The following is a 17126-nucleotide window of genomic DNA, read 5'->3' as shown; positions in this document are numbered from 1 at the left end:
ATTAGTTAAGGGACAGTAAGTTAGGAAAACCTTCATGCCCCGAAAGAGGGCTATATCTCCCCTATTCAACTACCCCCTAACCAACAGACCAACAATTAAACACTAGCAACTAACGACTTCTGCTCACTAAATTTAGTGTTAGCAATCCCAACAAGCGTTTCCTTAAGTTCAACTGAGTCCATATCAGGAAGAGCCTCAATAACAGAATATAATTCCCTCTTCCCCATCGGATCAGCCTTCCCTATCAATATCTTAGGAAATACTTGCTTCTTCTGTACCTCATTCTCGTTTAGTAGTTCTTCGTACATCTTCTCCCCAGGCCTTAACCCAGAGTACTTAATCCCAATCTCCTCGATACTATAACCCGAAAGGGTTATAAGATTCCGCGCAAGATCAACAATCTTAACCGGCTCCCCCATATCCAAAACAAAAACCTCTCCACCCCGAGCAAGTGCCCCAGCCTGAATAACCAGCCGTGAAGCTTCAGGAATCGTCATAAAATACCGCGTCATATCAGGATGTGTCACAGTAACCGGCCCCCCAGCCTCAATCTGCTTCTTGAAAAGCGGAATCACACTCCCCCGACTCCCAAGCACATTCCCAAACCTTACTGCAACAAACTTAGTCTTACTCTCCTTGGCTAGGTTCTGTATAACCATCTCCGCAAACCGCTTAGTAGCCCCCATAACATTAGGCGGATTAACCGCCTTATCCGTAGAAACAAGAACGAAGTTCTTAACCCCAAACGCATCCGCAGCCTCCGCCACATTCCGCGTCCCAAAAATATTATTCTTCACAGCCTCCGCCGGATTATACTCCATCAAAGGCACATGCTTATGCGCCGCAGCATGATACACTACATCAGGCTGATACTCCCGCATCACATCAAAAACCCGCTCCCGATCCTGCACATCGGCAATAATCGGAACGATCTCAAACTCCTGGGCAAATTTTTTCTTTAACTCCATATCAATCAAATAAATGCTATTCTCTCCATGCCCTAACAAGAGAAGCTTCTCCGGCGAGAACCTCGCTATCTGACGACAAATCTCCGAACCAATTGATCCCCCAGCACCTGTCACAAGCACAGTCTTTCCAGTCAATTTATCCGAAATCGAATTCATATCAAGCTCAATCGGCTCACGACCAAGCAAATCCTCCACCTGTACATCACGGATCTGGCTAACCGAAACTTTCCCCGTCACAAGATCCTCAATCAATGGCAAAATCTTTGTCTTCGCGGTCGTCTTCGCACATTCCTCATAAATCCTCTTCATTTCCTGCTTCGTCAACGACGGAATCGCAATGACAATATTATCAATCTTTCCTTCATGTACAACCCGGACAATATCCTTTGTACTCCCTTTTACTTCAATCCCAAAAATCTGAAGTTTATGCTTAATCGGAGCATCATCCACAAACGCAACAGGGTAAAGATCCGCATGGTCATTCTTCAACAGCTGCCTTGCAACCATCGTACCAGCAGAACCGGCTCCGACAATCAATGTCCTCTTCCTATTCGGATTCGGTGCAATATAATGATCCCGAAAAACCCGCCATGAAAACCGCGAACCGCCGATTAAAAGCACATGGAGCATCCAGGTTAATCCCAGCACCCTTACGTAAACATTTTGATACCCTACCATTTGCACAATCGCTGTCATAGCGATTGAAAACGTAACAGCTTTAACAACCGCTATTAACTCCCCCACACTCGCATACTCCCATGCTTTTTGGTACAGGCGATAAACAGAAGCAAATAAATGATGGCTGAATAATAATGTTATCGCACTGACCCAAAGCATTGGCATCGTATACACATTCATATAAGGGTGCAAAGTATAATAGCCGATAAAAATGGCCGTTAAGACTATCACTGAATCCAAAATAATTAATAACGGCACCCGCTTCTTATAACTCACTGGCATTCCCTTCTTTAACCGATTATTTTATCACCGAAAGTGATGCTTAAGCATCTACCTTTTCCGAGGATTTACTTCTCACAATTTGCTCTAAATACACCAACAACTCTTCTTTAATCTCCTCATTCTGCAATGCAAACTCCACCGTCGTCTTCACAAATCCAAACTTCTCCCCAACATCATACCGCTTTCCTTCAAAGTCATACGCAAACACGCGCTGAATTCGGTTCAACTCCTGAATGGCATCCGTCAACTGAATTTCGCCGCCAGCACCCTTCTCCTGCTTGTCCAAAAACATAAAAATCTCCGGTGTCAGAACATAGCGACCCATTATTGCAAGATTAGAAGGAGCAGTTCCTTTTGCAGGCTTTTCCACAAAATTACGCACCTGATAACGTCTTTCGTCAGCTGCTAATGGATCAATGATTCCATATCGATGTGTCTCATTGTCCGCTACCATTTGAACGCCAATAATCGATGAACGTGTTTCATCATACTGATCCATCAACTGTCTAAGGCAAGGTGTCTCACTTTGCACAATATCATCACCTAACAAAACCGCGAACGGCTCGTCCCCAATAAAGTTACGGGCACACCAAACAGCATGTCCCAATCCCTTTGGTTCCTTCTGGCGGATATAATGAATGTTTGCCAGATTAGAGGAATACTGAACCTTCTCAAGCAAATCCATTTTCCCTTTTTCTAATAGGTTCTGTTCCAGCTCAGGAGCATTATCAAAATGATCCTCTATCGAACGCTTCCCTTTTCCCGTTACAATAATAATATCTTCAATCCCAGAAGCAACCGCCTCTTCGATTATGTATTGAATCGTCGGCTTATCAACTATCGGCAGCATTTCCTTTGGCATCGCCTTTGTTGCCGGTAAAAAACGTGTCCCCAATCCCGCAGCAGGGATAATGGCCTTCCGCACCTTCTTCACTTGATCCCCTTCTTTCAATATTTATAGATTCAAACATTTAGTACATAATGACAACACACATTCCCACATGTCCTCTCATTAAATACTAATAACTATTCAGATACTATTAATTAACGAAAAAAATAGTAGAATCAAATATAATTGGGCATCTAACCCACCCTCACATCACACTCCCGACAACTAGTGTCTAAGGGCGTAATACTATAGCCCCACAGCGCAACCGAGTACCTCCATGGATAACGGACAGGAGGCATCGCCGAACGCTATCCAATTGTTCTAGCTGATGATGTAAGCATAAGATTTTTTTCTATTTATAAAAATCAAAATATTCCACTATTTAGAACATATAGTTTCTAATATAAAACAAATCATGACAATAATCTATGTTTTTCATGTAAAAATTTTAGTCAAATGGTCAAACTTATAAAGAGAGAAACCCAATGCCTGTAATAGAAAACACATGCAATCAGCTTGCTTGATTGTTTTAGAAAAGCCCCAAAAACTTTTTCCGCACTACTTTTTCAGGAACTTCCTTATAAATACTTTTTCCCTGCACCAAAAGCTCTGCATTCTCCTTAAACAAATAAACGGCGTCCGTCCCGTAGCTCTTTTCAAGCTGCTCCATCGCCTCAGCCATCTTAAATGAGCGGGTGCTCACATTATGTGCATCCGAAGCCACAAAGTGCGTCAAATTCGCCTCAATCAGCTGATGTGAGAACTTCTTAATCTTTTTCCCAAAATAGCCACAAACACTCCCAGCCGTCACCTGTGATAATGCTCCATTCTTCACAAACTTATAAAGCATATCTGGGTTCTCGATAATCTCTTGATTTCGCTCCGGATGAACGATAATCGGAGTAAGTCCTTCTGTTTGGATGTCAAAAAGCAACCGCTCTGCATACCGCGGTACATGTCCTGATGGAAATTCTATAAAGAGGTAAGAGGTTTCCGCTAACGGAAGAATTTTTCCGCCTGCTAGATAATCATCGATGATTTCTCCATAAATCCGGACCTCTTGTCCAGGTAAGATTGTAAGTGGAATTCCTTCATTGGAAAGATGTTTATTTAGATGTGCAGTTTTTTCTATAATTGAGGTTTTTTCATTTTCGTATTGATGATTTTTATGATGTGGAGTGGCAATGATCGTCGTGATCCCCTCACGGACAGCTTCTTTTGCCATTTGAACCGAGTCTTCTATTGTTTGTGCGCCGTCATCGATACCTGGCAGGATATGACAATGTATGTCAATCATGCTGTACACCTCCACAAAGTTTAAATATATGAATATACAAATTTTCAAACATTAATAAATTTACCACTTTTCTGTCATTTAGCATATACGACTTTTTCTCTATTTGAACTTTCGACAACAAAAAACTCACCTTTAGTCGATAGCTGGAAAAAACACTATTATCATATCATAGAACAATAGGAGATTTTGTCGAATTTTGTTTTTTGTATACAAAATTAATAAATCCTAGTTAAACTACAGTATTAATTAAACTATGATTTATTCACTTTGTGAAGTAATATTTCTGTAATGGGATTTATTACAAGGAAATTTAATGGTAATTAACCAGTAAAAACGACACAACTTTATTCACTTTTCACTTTTTTTAGATACCTGAACCAACTACTTTGACCTCTCTTAAAATGAAGATAGCCCCTAATTAATGATATAGTGTGTTTTTTATCTCGAAGACATCCATTGTCAATCTGTATCAAACAAACGTTTATTTAACCCATTCACGAGTCACGGCTTACACGAAGAGTCATGCAAAAACATTTTCTGTATAAAAATTGATTTATTTTTTCTATAAATCACGATTATGAAACCGCTTTTCTTCTATTATATAAGTAGTTTTACAAGTAAAGTGAAATGGGGCTGCTTCTGCATGCAGCCCTACATGTATTCCCTTGAACCCTCACTCAAACCTTAACGCCTCACTAGGCTGCAACCTTGCCGCCTTAATCGCTGGATAAATCCCACAAATACACCCAATCCCAACCGAGGAGAACAAAGCGAGCTTAACGACCCATATAGGAATGAAAAGTGAAAATATAGTAATCGACCCATTCCACCATTCCACAAAACCAAACGCGAGCGCAAGCCCTACAGCTCCTCCCACTACACACAGTAACAAGGTTTCAAAGAAGAATTGATATAAAATCTCCACGGTGGTTGCCCCTAATGCTTTTCGGATCCCAATTTCCCGTGTCCGCTCTCGAACGGACATGACCATGACGTTCATGATCCCGACACCACTAATCAGCAAGGCTGTGGCTGTGATGCCTATCAGCATCACCTGTAGGATTCTCGTTACCTTATCAATGGCTTCCAGCATCTCCGTTTGTTTGACAATACTAAAATCGCTTTCCGGATGATGAACACGAATGGCAGAATACACATCCTTTTCCACCTGTTCAAGGTCAGCAGCCCCATTCGGCTGCACATAAATAGTGGTTAAGTTCTGCATACTCGTCATTTCCAGTGCTGTTTGAACGGGAATCAAGATACTATTATCCGTCGTCATCCCGAGTGTGGCTTGTGATTCTAATACACCGACTACATGAAAGGGCTCGCCTTGAATCAGGACCTCTTTTCCCACTAATGTTTGGTTGGTCTCTTCCGCGTCTACGCTCGCTCCGATGAGCCAATCGAACATCTTCTGCCACCAATTCTGTTTCTGCTTGCCAGCATCTTCATCCTGGATTTCCTGCTCTGTCAGACGCTCCTTCAGCAATGCGGATTGGATATTGCTGCCAAGTACGACAACCCGCTCCTTTCCTTCCTCTTCTTCCCTTGAAAAAAAGCGCCCCTCCTCTACCCCTGTGTGCATCACCTTCGGATAGGTCGCACTCGTCCCGATGAGCATCCCTTCAACCGCTACGGCAGCCTCTTGAATACTCTTCTTATAGTCGACCCTTCCAACCGTTTCAAGCAAAGGGGTAACGGATTCCACTGACTCCACCTTCTCAATCTCCACTACATCCTTGTAAGTCAACGTACTAGGAGCACCAGACACCCCGCTTAAAAGGTTCAAGTTTCCCGTATCATCCCCTAATACCCGTCCGGGAATGACCATCATCTGTTCTGCACCCAGTCCGCCTAATTGCTTCATGACCGTATCCTTCACACCAAGAGCAATCGCTGACAACACGATGACGGCAAATACACCAATCACGATGCCAAGCATCGATAATAACACACGAAATTTATTCGCCCAAAGTCCAAGAAGAGCTAACTTAAATGAAGTGAAGAGTCTCATACTGAATACTCCCTTAATACCCCGCCCTTTAACATCATGATCTTTTGAGCTCTTTTGGCCACCTCTAAATCATGGGTGATCAAAATAATTGTCACACCCTTTTGATGTAACTCATCGAAAATATTCAAAATATATTCTGTATTCTCTTCATCCAAGCTCCCGGTTGGTTCATCCGCCAACAGAAGGGATGGCTCATTCACAATCGCCCTCGCAATGGCCGCACGCTGCTTTTGACCGCCTGACAGCTGATGTGGCTTCTGCCTCATTTTTGCCCCTAAACCTACTAAGTCTAATGCCTTTCGTACACGGTCGTTTTTACGCGCAAACCACTTCCGGTTATAAATAAGCGGAAGCAGGACATTTTGCGAGACTGATAGATTCGGAATCAGCTGGAAATTTTGAAAAACAAACCCGATTTTTTCATTCCGTAGCAAGGTTAACTGCCCCTTACTCATTTTTTCAATCCTTTTATCCTCATACAGATATTCACCAGCATCCGCTCTTTCAAGTGTTCCTAAAATATTCATCAACGTACTTTTTCCCGCTCCAGATGAACCCATAATCGCTACATACTCCCCCTTGTCGATCGAGAAACTCAAATCCTTCAACACTAATTCCTTTCCTGCCGCTGACTTATAGGACTTATGGATATTTGATAATATGATCATTCCATTCACTCCTTTTAGTTGGTTAGGGGGGTTTCCCTTTCCTAACCAACTTTCCAACTAACCATCTGCCCTCTCCCCCTGCTCCTTACTGAGTTCATTCCAGACAAAGATGACAATCATGAGCAATAGCTTAAATAGACTTGCCCCTAGGATCCCAATCGAAAATCCAACCAACCCATAAAAATGAAACAGAATCAATCCCCCTGCCAGATAGATGAGTAAGTTGATGCCGCTTATGATGATCTGCCAGTTGATATGATTGAACCGAAGGACAATAGGATGAATCACGCTGCACATCATTTCGATAATGGCGGTTGCGGTTGTAATCGGTATTAATGTCAAGGACTCCTCCGCCCATTTAGGATAGAGCCGTAAGAGTATAGGAGCACTAATCCAAACCGTAACCAAATAACCTATCACACCAACAGCAGTAATAATCGCCAAGACAGATAGAAACTGTTTCAGTCTCAATTTTTCCATCTTAGCTAAATAACTCAGCATGACACTGCTGATCGGTGTGATGGCCATCGAGATGATTTTCCCCAAGACCGTTGCACTATAATAAACAGACACAGTCGCGGGTCCAAGCAAGGGAAAGAGTAAGAGCTTATCCCCATAATTCATCATCGTCTTCATCAAGACGGAAATGAATAAAATAATACTCTTATAGGTTGTTCTTTTAAAAAAAGGGGTTTTTGTAAGTTTCTCCTTTAAAAGGCTGGAATGTCTCATCACATAGATGAGACTCAAGGAGAATCCGATGATATAAATCCATTGCCAATATCCCGTTACCCAAAAGACCGCCAATCCTGCTAAATAGCCAATTCCTAAAATGATGTTATTGATGAGAATGGCTTTGTAATTTAACGTGATTCGAAAACTGACGATCGCATACTCTCTTGTTACATTTAAACAGGAGAGTATGAGCATCAATCCCACATTCATGAAGAAATCAGATTCAACATAGTAAAGGGTCCCGATGATCATCGTACAAGCATTGATCCCGATGGCACCTACCAGCAGAATCGTAAAATCACCCGACACCTTATGGTCTTCATACTCTTGATGGGTTAACAGCCGAATATTATTCAGCACATTCCCAAAGGGCTGGCTTAGCAAGGTAGACAGGCTGACTAATGTGATGATCAAGCCGTATTGAACATCACCTGCTCTTGTACCGATGAATGGTAGGATCACCAGCTGAAGAATCAGGATGGGCAGAGCCGTTGCGATGATATTTAAGATCGTATCCAGGATGATTTTCTTTTTCAGCATGTAGGCCCTCTCCCTTTGCAGGAACTAGAAAATGAACGTTGATCAACAGACCAAGCAGGATCCAAAATTTCATTTCGATTAGATACGAACCGCTTACCATTAAATGGACAAACCCCAGGCACAGCCAGATGACCACCATCTGGCTCTTTGCTTTATTTTTTAAAAAGAAGGAACGTACAATCAGGAGAATCAGTACCAGCGAAAGGATGCCACCGAGAATTACGCCGAAATTGGATCCTAGCTCTAAAAATAGGTTATGACTGTACCCTAATCCACTGACTCGATCGCCGCCGAGACCTACTCCAAGGACCGGATGGGCAGCTATTTCTCCCAGTACATAATGATAAATCTTTTCCCTGCCACTTAAGTGAATCTCCTCATTATTTAAGAAGAGCATGACGCTCCGGCTAGTAATCCCAAATTTCAATAGGAAGCCGTTAAGGGTGACAAGAATCCTTTCAAGATTGACGAACACCAAGAGGGTACTCACCAAAATAGCGAGGTACAAAAGGATCCTTCGATAGTGAAATTTCGCATAGGGTCTGATTATTCGAAACAAGATAAACACAGCAATACACAGGATCGCCCCTCGTGCTCCCAATGCCAGGATGACCAGGACCGAAAGAAATGCCACGAATAGGGATCGTAGTGTAAATTTCTCAAAAAATTCATCGATAAACAGAATGGCCGGCAGGAGAATATAATAGGACAGTGACATACTATAGGTGCCTGCTGCCGCTCCACCTACTACGATTTGAATACCAGCGATCAAGCCAAAAACAAACACAAACCAGCTTGTTTTTTTCATCCTATCTTTTAGAACCTTCCAGTCATGGAGGCACAGACTATACAAAAACGCAGGAACACACATCAGGAAAAATGACACACTGATTTCGCCGATATAGACTCGATTTTCCGGAAAGAACAGGAAATGTAGGAGAAACACAAATAGGCTAGTAAAGTAGATTCCTAGAACCGTGAATTTCCTTCTTTTCAGCACAACTGGCAGAGCGTATAGGAAAAAGAGTCCTACCAGTCCTTTTGATAGGAGCTGAACCATTGCACCACTATCCGTATCCATTAGATTAAAGGAAATTAAGATAGCGTACTGGATTGTCAGCACGACATAGGAAGCCATTAAGGCCATGCTTAGTTTCTTGTCATCCTTATTCTTTATCGTTACAAGGTTTGCCTTCGCTTTTTTTATCATCATAAGCCCTCACATCTAACGATATCCGTTCAGAATAATCCCACGATCTGGGAGTATTGCTCGTGATACGCCTCCGATATTCTGCTCCAACGAAACTGATCGACCTTGTTCACACAATGATTGGATAGTACCTCAAAGTTGGCTAGGATAGCCTGGATCCGATCGGCTATTTCTTCTGCGGAGGTGGGAGTTACGGAATATCCCACTACTCCTTCGTCGAGCTGTCCATCGAAGCCTTGGCCCTTACTATAGATGACAGGTAACCCTTGGCTCATTGCCTCTGGATAGACAAGTCCAAACGTTTCCTCGATGGATGGCATGACAAAGATATCGTTAGCATGATAAATGTTGATAAGCTCTTCCTTCGGCTTCTGCTCGATATAGTGAACATATGGCAGAGAGGCTAACTTCTGAAGTACCCTCTGGTCTTCCACTCTTCCCACTACCGTGAATGTAACCTGGTATCCTCGTTTTTGAAGAAGCTCTACTGCTTTTGCGGTAGTTAATACATTTTTTCGTTTATTGACGACACCTGCGTACACTAGTTTCAAATGGTCTTTAGGTGGGGTCGCTTTTGAATCTGATCGATTTTCAAACCAAAAGCTATCAATTCCATTTGGGATCACTCGTACTTTTCGGGAAATTTTACATCTAAGATGCTCAGGAACATAAGTTTCAATGACCGTATGTTTATAGGGCTCCGACAAACAAATGATCTTATCTGCTTCTTTTAAAATCTCAACACCCAGCTTCCTTAGGTGAATCATATATTTGAAGAAGTAATTCACATCCGTATTTCTTATCGCCACCATATAGGGAATGCCAAACTCCTTCTTTAGCTTGAGTGCAATATAGCCATTCGAAAAAAGAGAATGGGCATGGACCAGCGAATAGTTATGGATGTGGAATTTGTCCTTTACGTCTTTGAGAATTTTGCGATGTTTCAGGTGGAAGAAATAGCGGTCATATTTGCGGTGGTTGACACTGTGTATGGTGTAATCGCCAAGATCAACGTTTTCTGGATTCAGAGCCTTTGCTGCTGGGACATACACATCGATCTCTAGCCCTTCTCTTTGCTGCTGGTCATATAAATGTTTATAAAACAATCCGCCGCCATAGTAGGAGTTGATATGCAAGATTCTCATACCGGTCCGTCTCCATCTAAAAGGATCGTGATGACCTTCGTGACCTTGAGTACATCATCTACTTTCATATAGGGATGCATCGGTAAGGACAACACAATGTCACTAAGTTCCGTTGCAACTGGGTATTCCTTGTCATCATAATGGAGATCCTTAAAGGCTCCCTGTTGGTGCATCGGTTTACCGTAGTAGATCATACTAGGAATCCCGTAATCTTTAAGCTTCGATTGCAGTGTATCTCTCTGTCTCTTATTTTTCAGCTTAATCGTATACTGAGCAAAGCTTGAATCGTAGCCTTTCGGGATGATAGGGGTTTCGACGATTTCTGAAAGTCTTTCGTTATACAGCCGGGCTACCTGATTGATATCCTCTAATTCATGATCGATAAACGCTTTTAGCTTCACCTGGAGAACTGCCGCTTGAAGGGTATCCAATCTTGAATTGACGCCAATTCTTACATTGTCATATTTATGAAGCCCTTTTCCGTGAACCTTCAGGGACTGGATGTGGGTCGCCAATTCGTCATCATTTGTGAAGATCGCTCCCCCGTCTCCATAGCAGCCTAAAGGCTTCGCAGGAAAAAAGGAGGTGGTGGCGGCATCCCCAAAGCTACAGGCCCTTTTTCCTTTAATACTTCCGCCAAAGCCCTGCGCTCCATCCTCTAAAACGAGAAGCTGATATTTTTTTGCTAGTTTCTCAATTTCTTCATAGTCTGCAAGAAGACCAAATAAATCAACCGGAATAATGGCCTTTGGCGTTAGCCCACCTTCTTCGATTGTTTTCGTAATCATTTTTTCTAAATGAACGGGGTCGATATTGAACGTATCCCGTTGGACATCAACAAAAACAGGGGTTGCCCCGCTAAAGGAAACGACTTCTCCGGTGGAAAAGAAGGTATAGTCTGGAACAAATACCGCATCCCCTTTCCCGATCCCCCATGCCATCAACAATAGCGTCATTGCTTCCGTTCCATTGGCACAGGTGATACAGTGCTGGACCCCGACGTAGTGGGCTAATTGTTCTTCCAACTCACTCACTGGTTTGCCCCCAATAAACTGAGCGCTGTCCAGAACCTGCTGTATCGCCGTATCGATTTCCTGCTTGTAGGTTCGATACTGAGTCTTTAAATCTCTGAACTCCATCATGTATTCGTTTCACCTCCATGCTAGTCGTCTTTTTCTTCTAGTCCTCCCTCGATCAGGAAATACGCTCTCCTGCATATCTTACAATTCCATCCATCTGTTAGTACCCTGCCACATTCGCATACCCAGCCTACTTGCTTCCCAGGCACCCCGACAATTAAGGCATGGTCAGGAACGTCTTTTGTCACGACCGCACCTGCAGCGATCATCGCCCACCGGCCTATCGTCACTCCGCATACAATCGTCGCATTTGCTCCAATGGACGCCCCGTATTTCACAAGGGTCCTTTTATAGCCGGCACTTCCCTTCGGATACTTGCTTCTCGGGGTTACATCATTGGTAAAAACCATCGAGGGCCCGCAAAATACATAATCCTCCAGCTCTACCCCCTCGTAGACTGACACATTGTTTTGGATTTTGACGCCATTCCCTATTTTCACGTGGTTGGCGATATTGACATTTTGACCTAACGAGCAATTTTTTCCGATGACCGCCCCTTGTTGAATATGGGAAAAATGCCAAATTTTTGTGCCATCGCCGATTGTTACCCCTTCATCGATATAACTGCTTTCATGAATGTAATAGTCCATCTACAGATTCCCCCTGAAATCCAACGTGCTCCCCTTTTCCATCGGGAGCTTCACACTTTTTCCGACTAGGGATGATTTGTAAATGGCCAAAACAAGCTCCAGCGCTCTTTTTCCATCCTCTGCCGTTATATAGGGATCTCGATCGTTTTGGATCGCCTCAATAACATCCGCATATAAGGGAATATGGCCATATCCATAGACATTGGGCGGGTCCTCCTGAAAGGTTCGTTTCACCACTTCCGGATTATCCTTTCTATCAAGAAACTGCCATTCTTCAATTCTATTAACAGATTTACCGCCCGCTTTCACCGTGCCGCTTTCTCCGAATAGATAGAGGGTTTCTTCCAGATTTGTCGGGTAGATATTCGTCGTTCCCTCAATCATTCCATAGCTTCCATTCGCAAACTTAATGAGTGCCAGCCCTAGGTCCTCTGCTTCAATAAAGGGATGCTTCAAGTTGGCGGTGATTCCATAGACCTCGTCAATTTCGTCGCCCATCATCCACCGGAGTAGATCAATATTGTGAATACACTGGTTCATCAATGCTCCGCCATCCTGCTCCCATGTTCCACGCCAAGGGGCCTGCTGATAATAATCCTTTCCTCTGTTCCAGCGAATATGGGCGGTTCCATGCAGCAGCTTACCAAATCGATTTTGCTCTACGGCTTCTCTGATCTTTTGAATCGATTTATTGAACCGATTTTGATGACAGGCACACACCTTTACGTTTTTTTCCTTTGCCCTTGCAATGATTTCATCCGCTTCCTCGAGTGAAAGAGAGATGGGTTTTTCAATAATGAGATGGCAGCCGGTGTCGATGCAATCTAATGCAATTTGACCGTGATTTCCGCTCTCCGTACAAATCGCGACAAGCTGTGGCTTTTCTTTTTCAAGCAGCTCTTTGTAGTCAGTATATTGAGGGGTTGATGGAGGAAGATGATGGGTATGGATTTTGCTTTTCATATTTTCAGGGACGATGTCGCATAAAGCCGCTATTTCTAGTTTGTTTTTGATCGCCGCTGCGATATGATTGGGTGAAATTCTTCCACAGCCAATTAAGGCATATCGTAAACTCATCATGATCCCCCTCTTATAGCAATTCGATGTTTTCTCGATTCTGGATGCTCTTCATCGCATTTTTCGTATCAAATATCGCTTTTGCCTGCTGCTGGACGAAAGCGTAATCGACCGTTGAATGGGCTGTGGTAATGATGACTAAATCGGCATTTCGAATCAATTCAGCTGTTAAATCTGCTTCTCCCTTTTTCACCTTTCCTTGATCACGGTACTCCGGCACGAAGGGATCATAATACACAACCTCCGCGCCTCCTTTTTCTAATTCATCAATAACCCGTATCGCAGGACTTTCGCGGTAATCGTCAATATCCTGTTTATAGGCAACGCCCAGCACTAGGATGTTGGAGCCCTTGATTGCTTTACCGTGTCGATTGAGGATTTTACTAGCTCGCTCGACACAGTACTCAGGCATTCGATCATTCACCATCATCGAGGCTTCAATCATCGAGGTATGAAAACCATATTCACGCGCCTTCCAGGAAAGATAGTAGGGATCGAGCGGGATACAATGCCCGCCAAGTCCTGGCCCCGGATAAAAGGCTTGAAAGCCATAGGGCTTCGACTTTGCCGCATCGATGACCTCCCAGATGCTTAAGCCCATCTTGTTACTAAGAATGGCCAGTTCATTCACAAGCCCAATATTGATATTTCGATAGGTGTTTTCTAGTATTTTTTCCATTTCGGCAATGGCTGGGGAGGAAACGCGATGAATCGGTGCTTCAAGAATACTTTCGTATAAGGTAGCCGCTATCTCGGTACAATGCTTCGTAATCCCGCCAACGACCTTCGGGGTGTTTTTCGTCTTATAAAGCAGATTTCCAGGGTCGACCCGCTCTGGAGAAAAAGCTAGATAGAAGTCCCTGCCACAGGTAAGGCCAGAGTTTTCAAGAATCGGTTTCAGCAGGTCCTCTGTCGTTCCTGGATAGGTGGTTGATTCTAAAACAATCAGCATCTCTTTATGCATATAGGGAACGATGGCCTTTGCCGAGGCTTCCACATAGCTAATATCGGGCTGCTGATGCACATCAAGGGGTGTCGGGACACAAATACAAACACAGTCTGCCTTTGCCACCTGTGCAAAATCGGTTGTCGCTGAAAGAAGCCCTGACTGGACGATTTTCTCTAGATCCTCATTCACAACATCGCCAATATAATTTTTACCGGCGTTCACCATTTCCACTTTCTGTTCCTGCACGTCAAACCCAATCGTTTTATAGCCGGCCTTTGCTTTTTCAACTGCAAGCGGCAGCCCGACATAGCCCAAGCCGACCACTCCAAGCGTGGCCGTTTTGTCTAGCAGCTTTTGTTTCAAGCTCCCCGCGTTTGGTTTGTTTACTCCCATCCTATCGTTCCTCCGTTTCGCTTCCTGTTTGTACCATCGGACGATCGGTCGTTTCGACACCTAGTAGATTGGCAAGCTTACCTGTCAATCTCGTAAAATCATAATCCTGTGCAGCTACCCGGGCATTGTTGCAATAGACGCTGTATTCTGCTTTAGGCATGCTAGAAAAATGAATAATCATCTCAGCTAATAGTTTGGCGTTTGCGTTGTCGATCACCATGCCGCATTGATATTTTTGGATCAGATCGTAGCCAAACTCACAATCTGAAATCGTCGGATTCCCGCTGGCAAAATACTCAAACAGCTTATTCAGACTCGCTCCATATCTTTTTAAACTGTTTTGTTCAAAATGCATGATGTTCAGATCTGATCTACTAAGGATGTAGGGGATTTTATTTTTTTCCACAAATCCTTTAAATTTGATGTTCTGCAGTTCTCTGTATTGGCAGTATGTTTCTAGTTCCGCTCGTTCTGTTCCGTCCCCGTAGATCAATAACTGGATGTTAGGATGTCCCTTGAACTGGAGATATTCTGCTGCTTCTACCATTTTTCTCACGTTATTTGCTTTTCTAATTGATCCTGTATAGACGACTTTAAATACGTTTTCATTGTTCAGGTCCTCATCGTCTACTGTGTGAAATTCCTTGTTATATTCGAACGTCTCGAGATCAACGCCATTGTTGATATGATGGACTTTGTTGAGATCGATTGGACCGCCCTTTTCTTGGTTCCAGCCCTGATCAACGATATAATCCTTCCCGCCCTCCATCGTGAAAAGTAATTTGTCTGCCTTTTTGTAGATCCATTTTTCACCCTGATACAAAAGCCTTGCGAGGATACTGTTTTTCTTTAACGCACCATACGCGACAATCGATTCAGGCCATAAATCTCTTATTTCACAAACACAGGGAATCCCCCATTTTTTGGCGATTTTCATTCCGGCAATCAGCGTTAGCGGATGAACACTTGAAGCCAAAATGACATCAGGCTTCCCAACACGTTTTGCATAGTGCCTTGCCACTGGAAAAAGATTTCGATAGAACGACACCATATTCCAGATTCGCGATCTTCCATTTCCCTTATAATCGGGCGTTTTGACAAAGACAAACGGAATGTCATTGACCTGTTCTGACGCATATTTATCAGCTCCGATATCAATTTTTCCATTTGAATTGTGAAAGGTTGAGGCACAAAAGATCGTTGGTTTCGCCCCCAGCTTCCGTAGGTTTTCGGCAAACCAATAATGTCTGCCCGCCTGGTCTCTATACATATTGGTACCATAGTGATTCAGGATCCAAATGTTCTTGGTCATTCCTTCACTCTCCTCGCAGGTACCCCTATATAGGTTCCACTTTCTGCGATATCCTTCACAACCACTGCACCCGCACCTATTCTGCAATGGGCTGCAATCGTCACATTGTTACTGACAGTGCTCCCGATCCCTAGCCATGACCCTTTTCCCACCTGAACCGCACCTGCTAAATGAGCTCCTGGAGAGATGTGAACATAATCCTTCAGCAGGTTGTCATGATCAACGGTCGCACCTGTATTGATAATGCAGCCCCTTCCGATCTTGGTGCAGCAATTCACCACAGCCCCCGCCATGATCATCGTTCCTAAACCAATCTCGACCTCGTCACCAATCACCGCAGCGGGATGGATTAATGTAGCGATGCTTGCCCCTTTGATAAGAAGGGTTTCCTGTAAGGCTTCTCTCATTGTATTGTCACCGATCGCGACAAACATGTCATATTCCTCTAGAAGTTCAAAGGCATCAAAGGACCCCCCGACGACGTCGATTCCCATGGAGGAGACAAGAAACTCGTTATCATCTAGAAAGCCAATCTGTTTCCATAGATTCATTTTTAACGCAATATCTGCGGCTACCTTCCCGTGACCGCTCGCACCGATGATCAGAAGTTTATTCATCATGGCTCAGTCCTTTCCGGTTATTTCCTTCAAAGGGCTCCATTGTTGCCGTACTTTCTGAATGAATCCCTTCTCTTTGGAAAACCTTTATGATTGTGAGAAGGATGATGTTCCAGTCATGGATGAAGGAAACGCTGTCTACATACTGAACATCCAGTAGAAATTTCTCTTCCCAGTCGATCGAATTCCGGCCACTTACCTGCGCCAAGCCCGTTAAGCCTGGTCTCACCTCATGACGTCGTTTTTGGTGCTCGTTGTAAAGCGGGAGGTATTGGACTAATAACGGCCTCGGACCGACGATCGACATATCGCCTTTGACAATATTAATAAGCTCTGGAAGCTCATCAAGTGAGGTGGAACGAAGGAAGCTTCCGAACTTCGTCAATCTCACATCGTCTGGCAGTAGCTCTCCCTTTTCGTTTCTCTCGTCCGTCATCGTCCGGAACTTATAGAGAGTGAAGATTTTCCCCTTATAGCCAGGACGTTTTTGCTTAAAAATCACCGGACTGCCTAGCTTTACTTTTACAAGAATGCTAATGAGTAAAAAGAGAGGACTAAGAACGATCAGTGCTATTAAGGATAATAGGACGTCCATTGGTCTTTTGAGGTATCTTTTGTAG

The 17126-nt window shown here is 43.6% G+C and carries 15 protein-coding genes; all 15 read right to left on the bottom strand.

The genetic code is table 11. The features are described 5' to 3' along the window. Positions 1 to 95: 95 nt before the first annotated feature. Positions 96 to 1922 (bottom strand): polysaccharide biosynthesis protein, encoded by a 1827-nt coding sequence (locus ACHUFV_RS23025; RefSeq protein ID WP_394238269.1) that lies wholly within the window; start codon positions 1920 to 1922, stop codon positions 96 to 98. Positions 1923 to 1968: 46 nt separating this feature from the next. Beyond that, entirely contained in the window at positions 1969 to 2862 is an 894-nt protein-coding gene (galU, locus tag ACHUFV_RS23020; RefSeq protein WP_394238267.1) for a UTP--glucose-1-phosphate uridylyltransferase GalU, read from the bottom strand. A 484-nt stretch (positions 2863 to 3346) separates the two neighbouring features. Next, a complete protein-coding gene (locus tag ACHUFV_RS23015) occupies positions 3347 to 4114 on the bottom strand; it encodes a tyrosine-protein phosphatase (RefSeq protein ID WP_394238265.1) in 768 nt (255 codons plus the stop codon). Positions 4115 to 4787: 673 nt separating this feature from the next. Beyond that, positions 4788 to 6131 (bottom strand): ABC transporter permease, encoded by a 1344-nt coding sequence (locus ACHUFV_RS23010; RefSeq protein WP_394238263.1) that lies wholly within the window; start codon positions 6129 to 6131, stop codon positions 4788 to 4790. After that, positions 6128 to 6799 carry an ABC transporter ATP-binding protein gene (locus tag ACHUFV_RS23005; RefSeq protein WP_394238261.1) on the bottom strand — a complete coding sequence of 224 codons (672 nt, stop codon included), beginning with the start codon at positions 6797 to 6799 and terminating at the stop codon, positions 6128 to 6130. The genes ACHUFV_RS23010 and ACHUFV_RS23005 overlap by 4 nt, the downstream gene beginning before the upstream one ends. A gap of 57 nt (positions 6800 to 6856) precedes the next feature. Beyond that, positions 6857 to 8074, bottom strand: a complete 1218-nt coding sequence (locus ACHUFV_RS23000; protein ID WP_394238259.1) for a lipopolysaccharide biosynthesis protein — start codon at positions 8072 to 8074, stop codon at positions 6857 to 6859. Continuing rightward, on the bottom strand, positions 7962 to 9284 hold the full coding sequence (locus ACHUFV_RS22995; protein ID WP_394238257.1) for an O-antigen ligase family protein: 1323 nt from the start codon (positions 9282 to 9284) through the stop codon (positions 7962 to 7964). Before ACHUFV_RS22995 ends, ACHUFV_RS23000 begins: the two co-directional genes overlap by 113 nt. Positions 9285 to 9313: 29 nt before the next feature. Beyond that, positions 9314 to 10429 carry a glycosyltransferase family 4 protein gene (locus ACHUFV_RS22990; protein WP_394238255.1) on the bottom strand — a complete coding sequence of 372 codons (1116 nt, stop codon included), beginning with the start codon at positions 10427 to 10429 and terminating at the stop codon, positions 9314 to 9316. Beyond that, positions 10426 to 11571, bottom strand: a complete 1146-nt coding sequence (locus tag ACHUFV_RS22985) for a DegT/DnrJ/EryC1/StrS family aminotransferase (protein WP_394238253.1) — start codon at positions 11569 to 11571, stop codon at positions 10426 to 10428. Before ACHUFV_RS22985 ends, ACHUFV_RS22990 begins: the two co-directional genes overlap by 4 nt. 20 nt (positions 11572 to 11591) lie before the next feature. After that, on the bottom strand, positions 11592 to 12158 hold the full coding sequence (locus ACHUFV_RS22980; RefSeq protein ID WP_394238251.1) for an N-acetyltransferase: 567 nt from the start codon (positions 12156 to 12158) through the stop codon (positions 11592 to 11594). Further along, positions 12159 to 13235 (bottom strand): Gfo/Idh/MocA family protein, encoded by a 1077-nt coding sequence (locus ACHUFV_RS22975; protein ID WP_394238249.1) that lies wholly within the window; start codon positions 13233 to 13235, stop codon positions 12159 to 12161. It lies immediately after the preceding gene. 13 nt (positions 13236 to 13248) lie between these two features. After that, a complete protein-coding gene (locus ACHUFV_RS22970) occupies positions 13249 to 14577 on the bottom strand; it encodes a nucleotide sugar dehydrogenase (protein ID WP_394238247.1) in 1329 nt (442 codons plus the stop codon). A 1-nt stretch (position 14578) separates the two neighbouring features. After that, the gene (locus tag ACHUFV_RS22965; RefSeq protein WP_394238245.1) at positions 14579 to 15889 is read right to left on the bottom strand and encodes a glycosyltransferase family 4 protein; all 1311 of its coding nucleotides are present in this window, start codon (positions 15887 to 15889) and stop codon (positions 14579 to 14581) included. After that, the gene (locus ACHUFV_RS22960) at positions 15886 to 16509 is read right to left on the bottom strand and encodes an acetyltransferase (RefSeq protein WP_394238243.1); all 624 of its coding nucleotides are present in this window, start codon (positions 16507 to 16509) and stop codon (positions 15886 to 15888) included. The genes ACHUFV_RS22965 and ACHUFV_RS22960 overlap by 4 nt, the downstream gene beginning before the upstream one ends. Beyond that, positions 16499 to 17101 carry a sugar transferase gene (locus tag ACHUFV_RS22955; protein WP_394238328.1) on the bottom strand — a complete coding sequence of 201 codons (603 nt, stop codon included), beginning with the start codon at positions 17099 to 17101 and terminating at the stop codon, positions 16499 to 16501. Before ACHUFV_RS22955 ends, ACHUFV_RS22960 begins: the two co-directional genes overlap by 11 nt. Between the last annotated feature and the right edge of the window lie 25 nt (positions 17102 to 17126).

It is taken from the genome of Niallia oryzisoli, assembly GCF_043641075.1.
GTDB classification, from domain to species: domain Bacteria; phylum Bacillota; class Bacilli; order Bacillales; family Cytobacillaceae; genus Bacillus_BD; species Bacillus_BD oryzisoli_A.
Note: the sequence above shows the minus strand (reverse complement) of the source record. Positions and strands in the feature narration are given on the sequence as shown.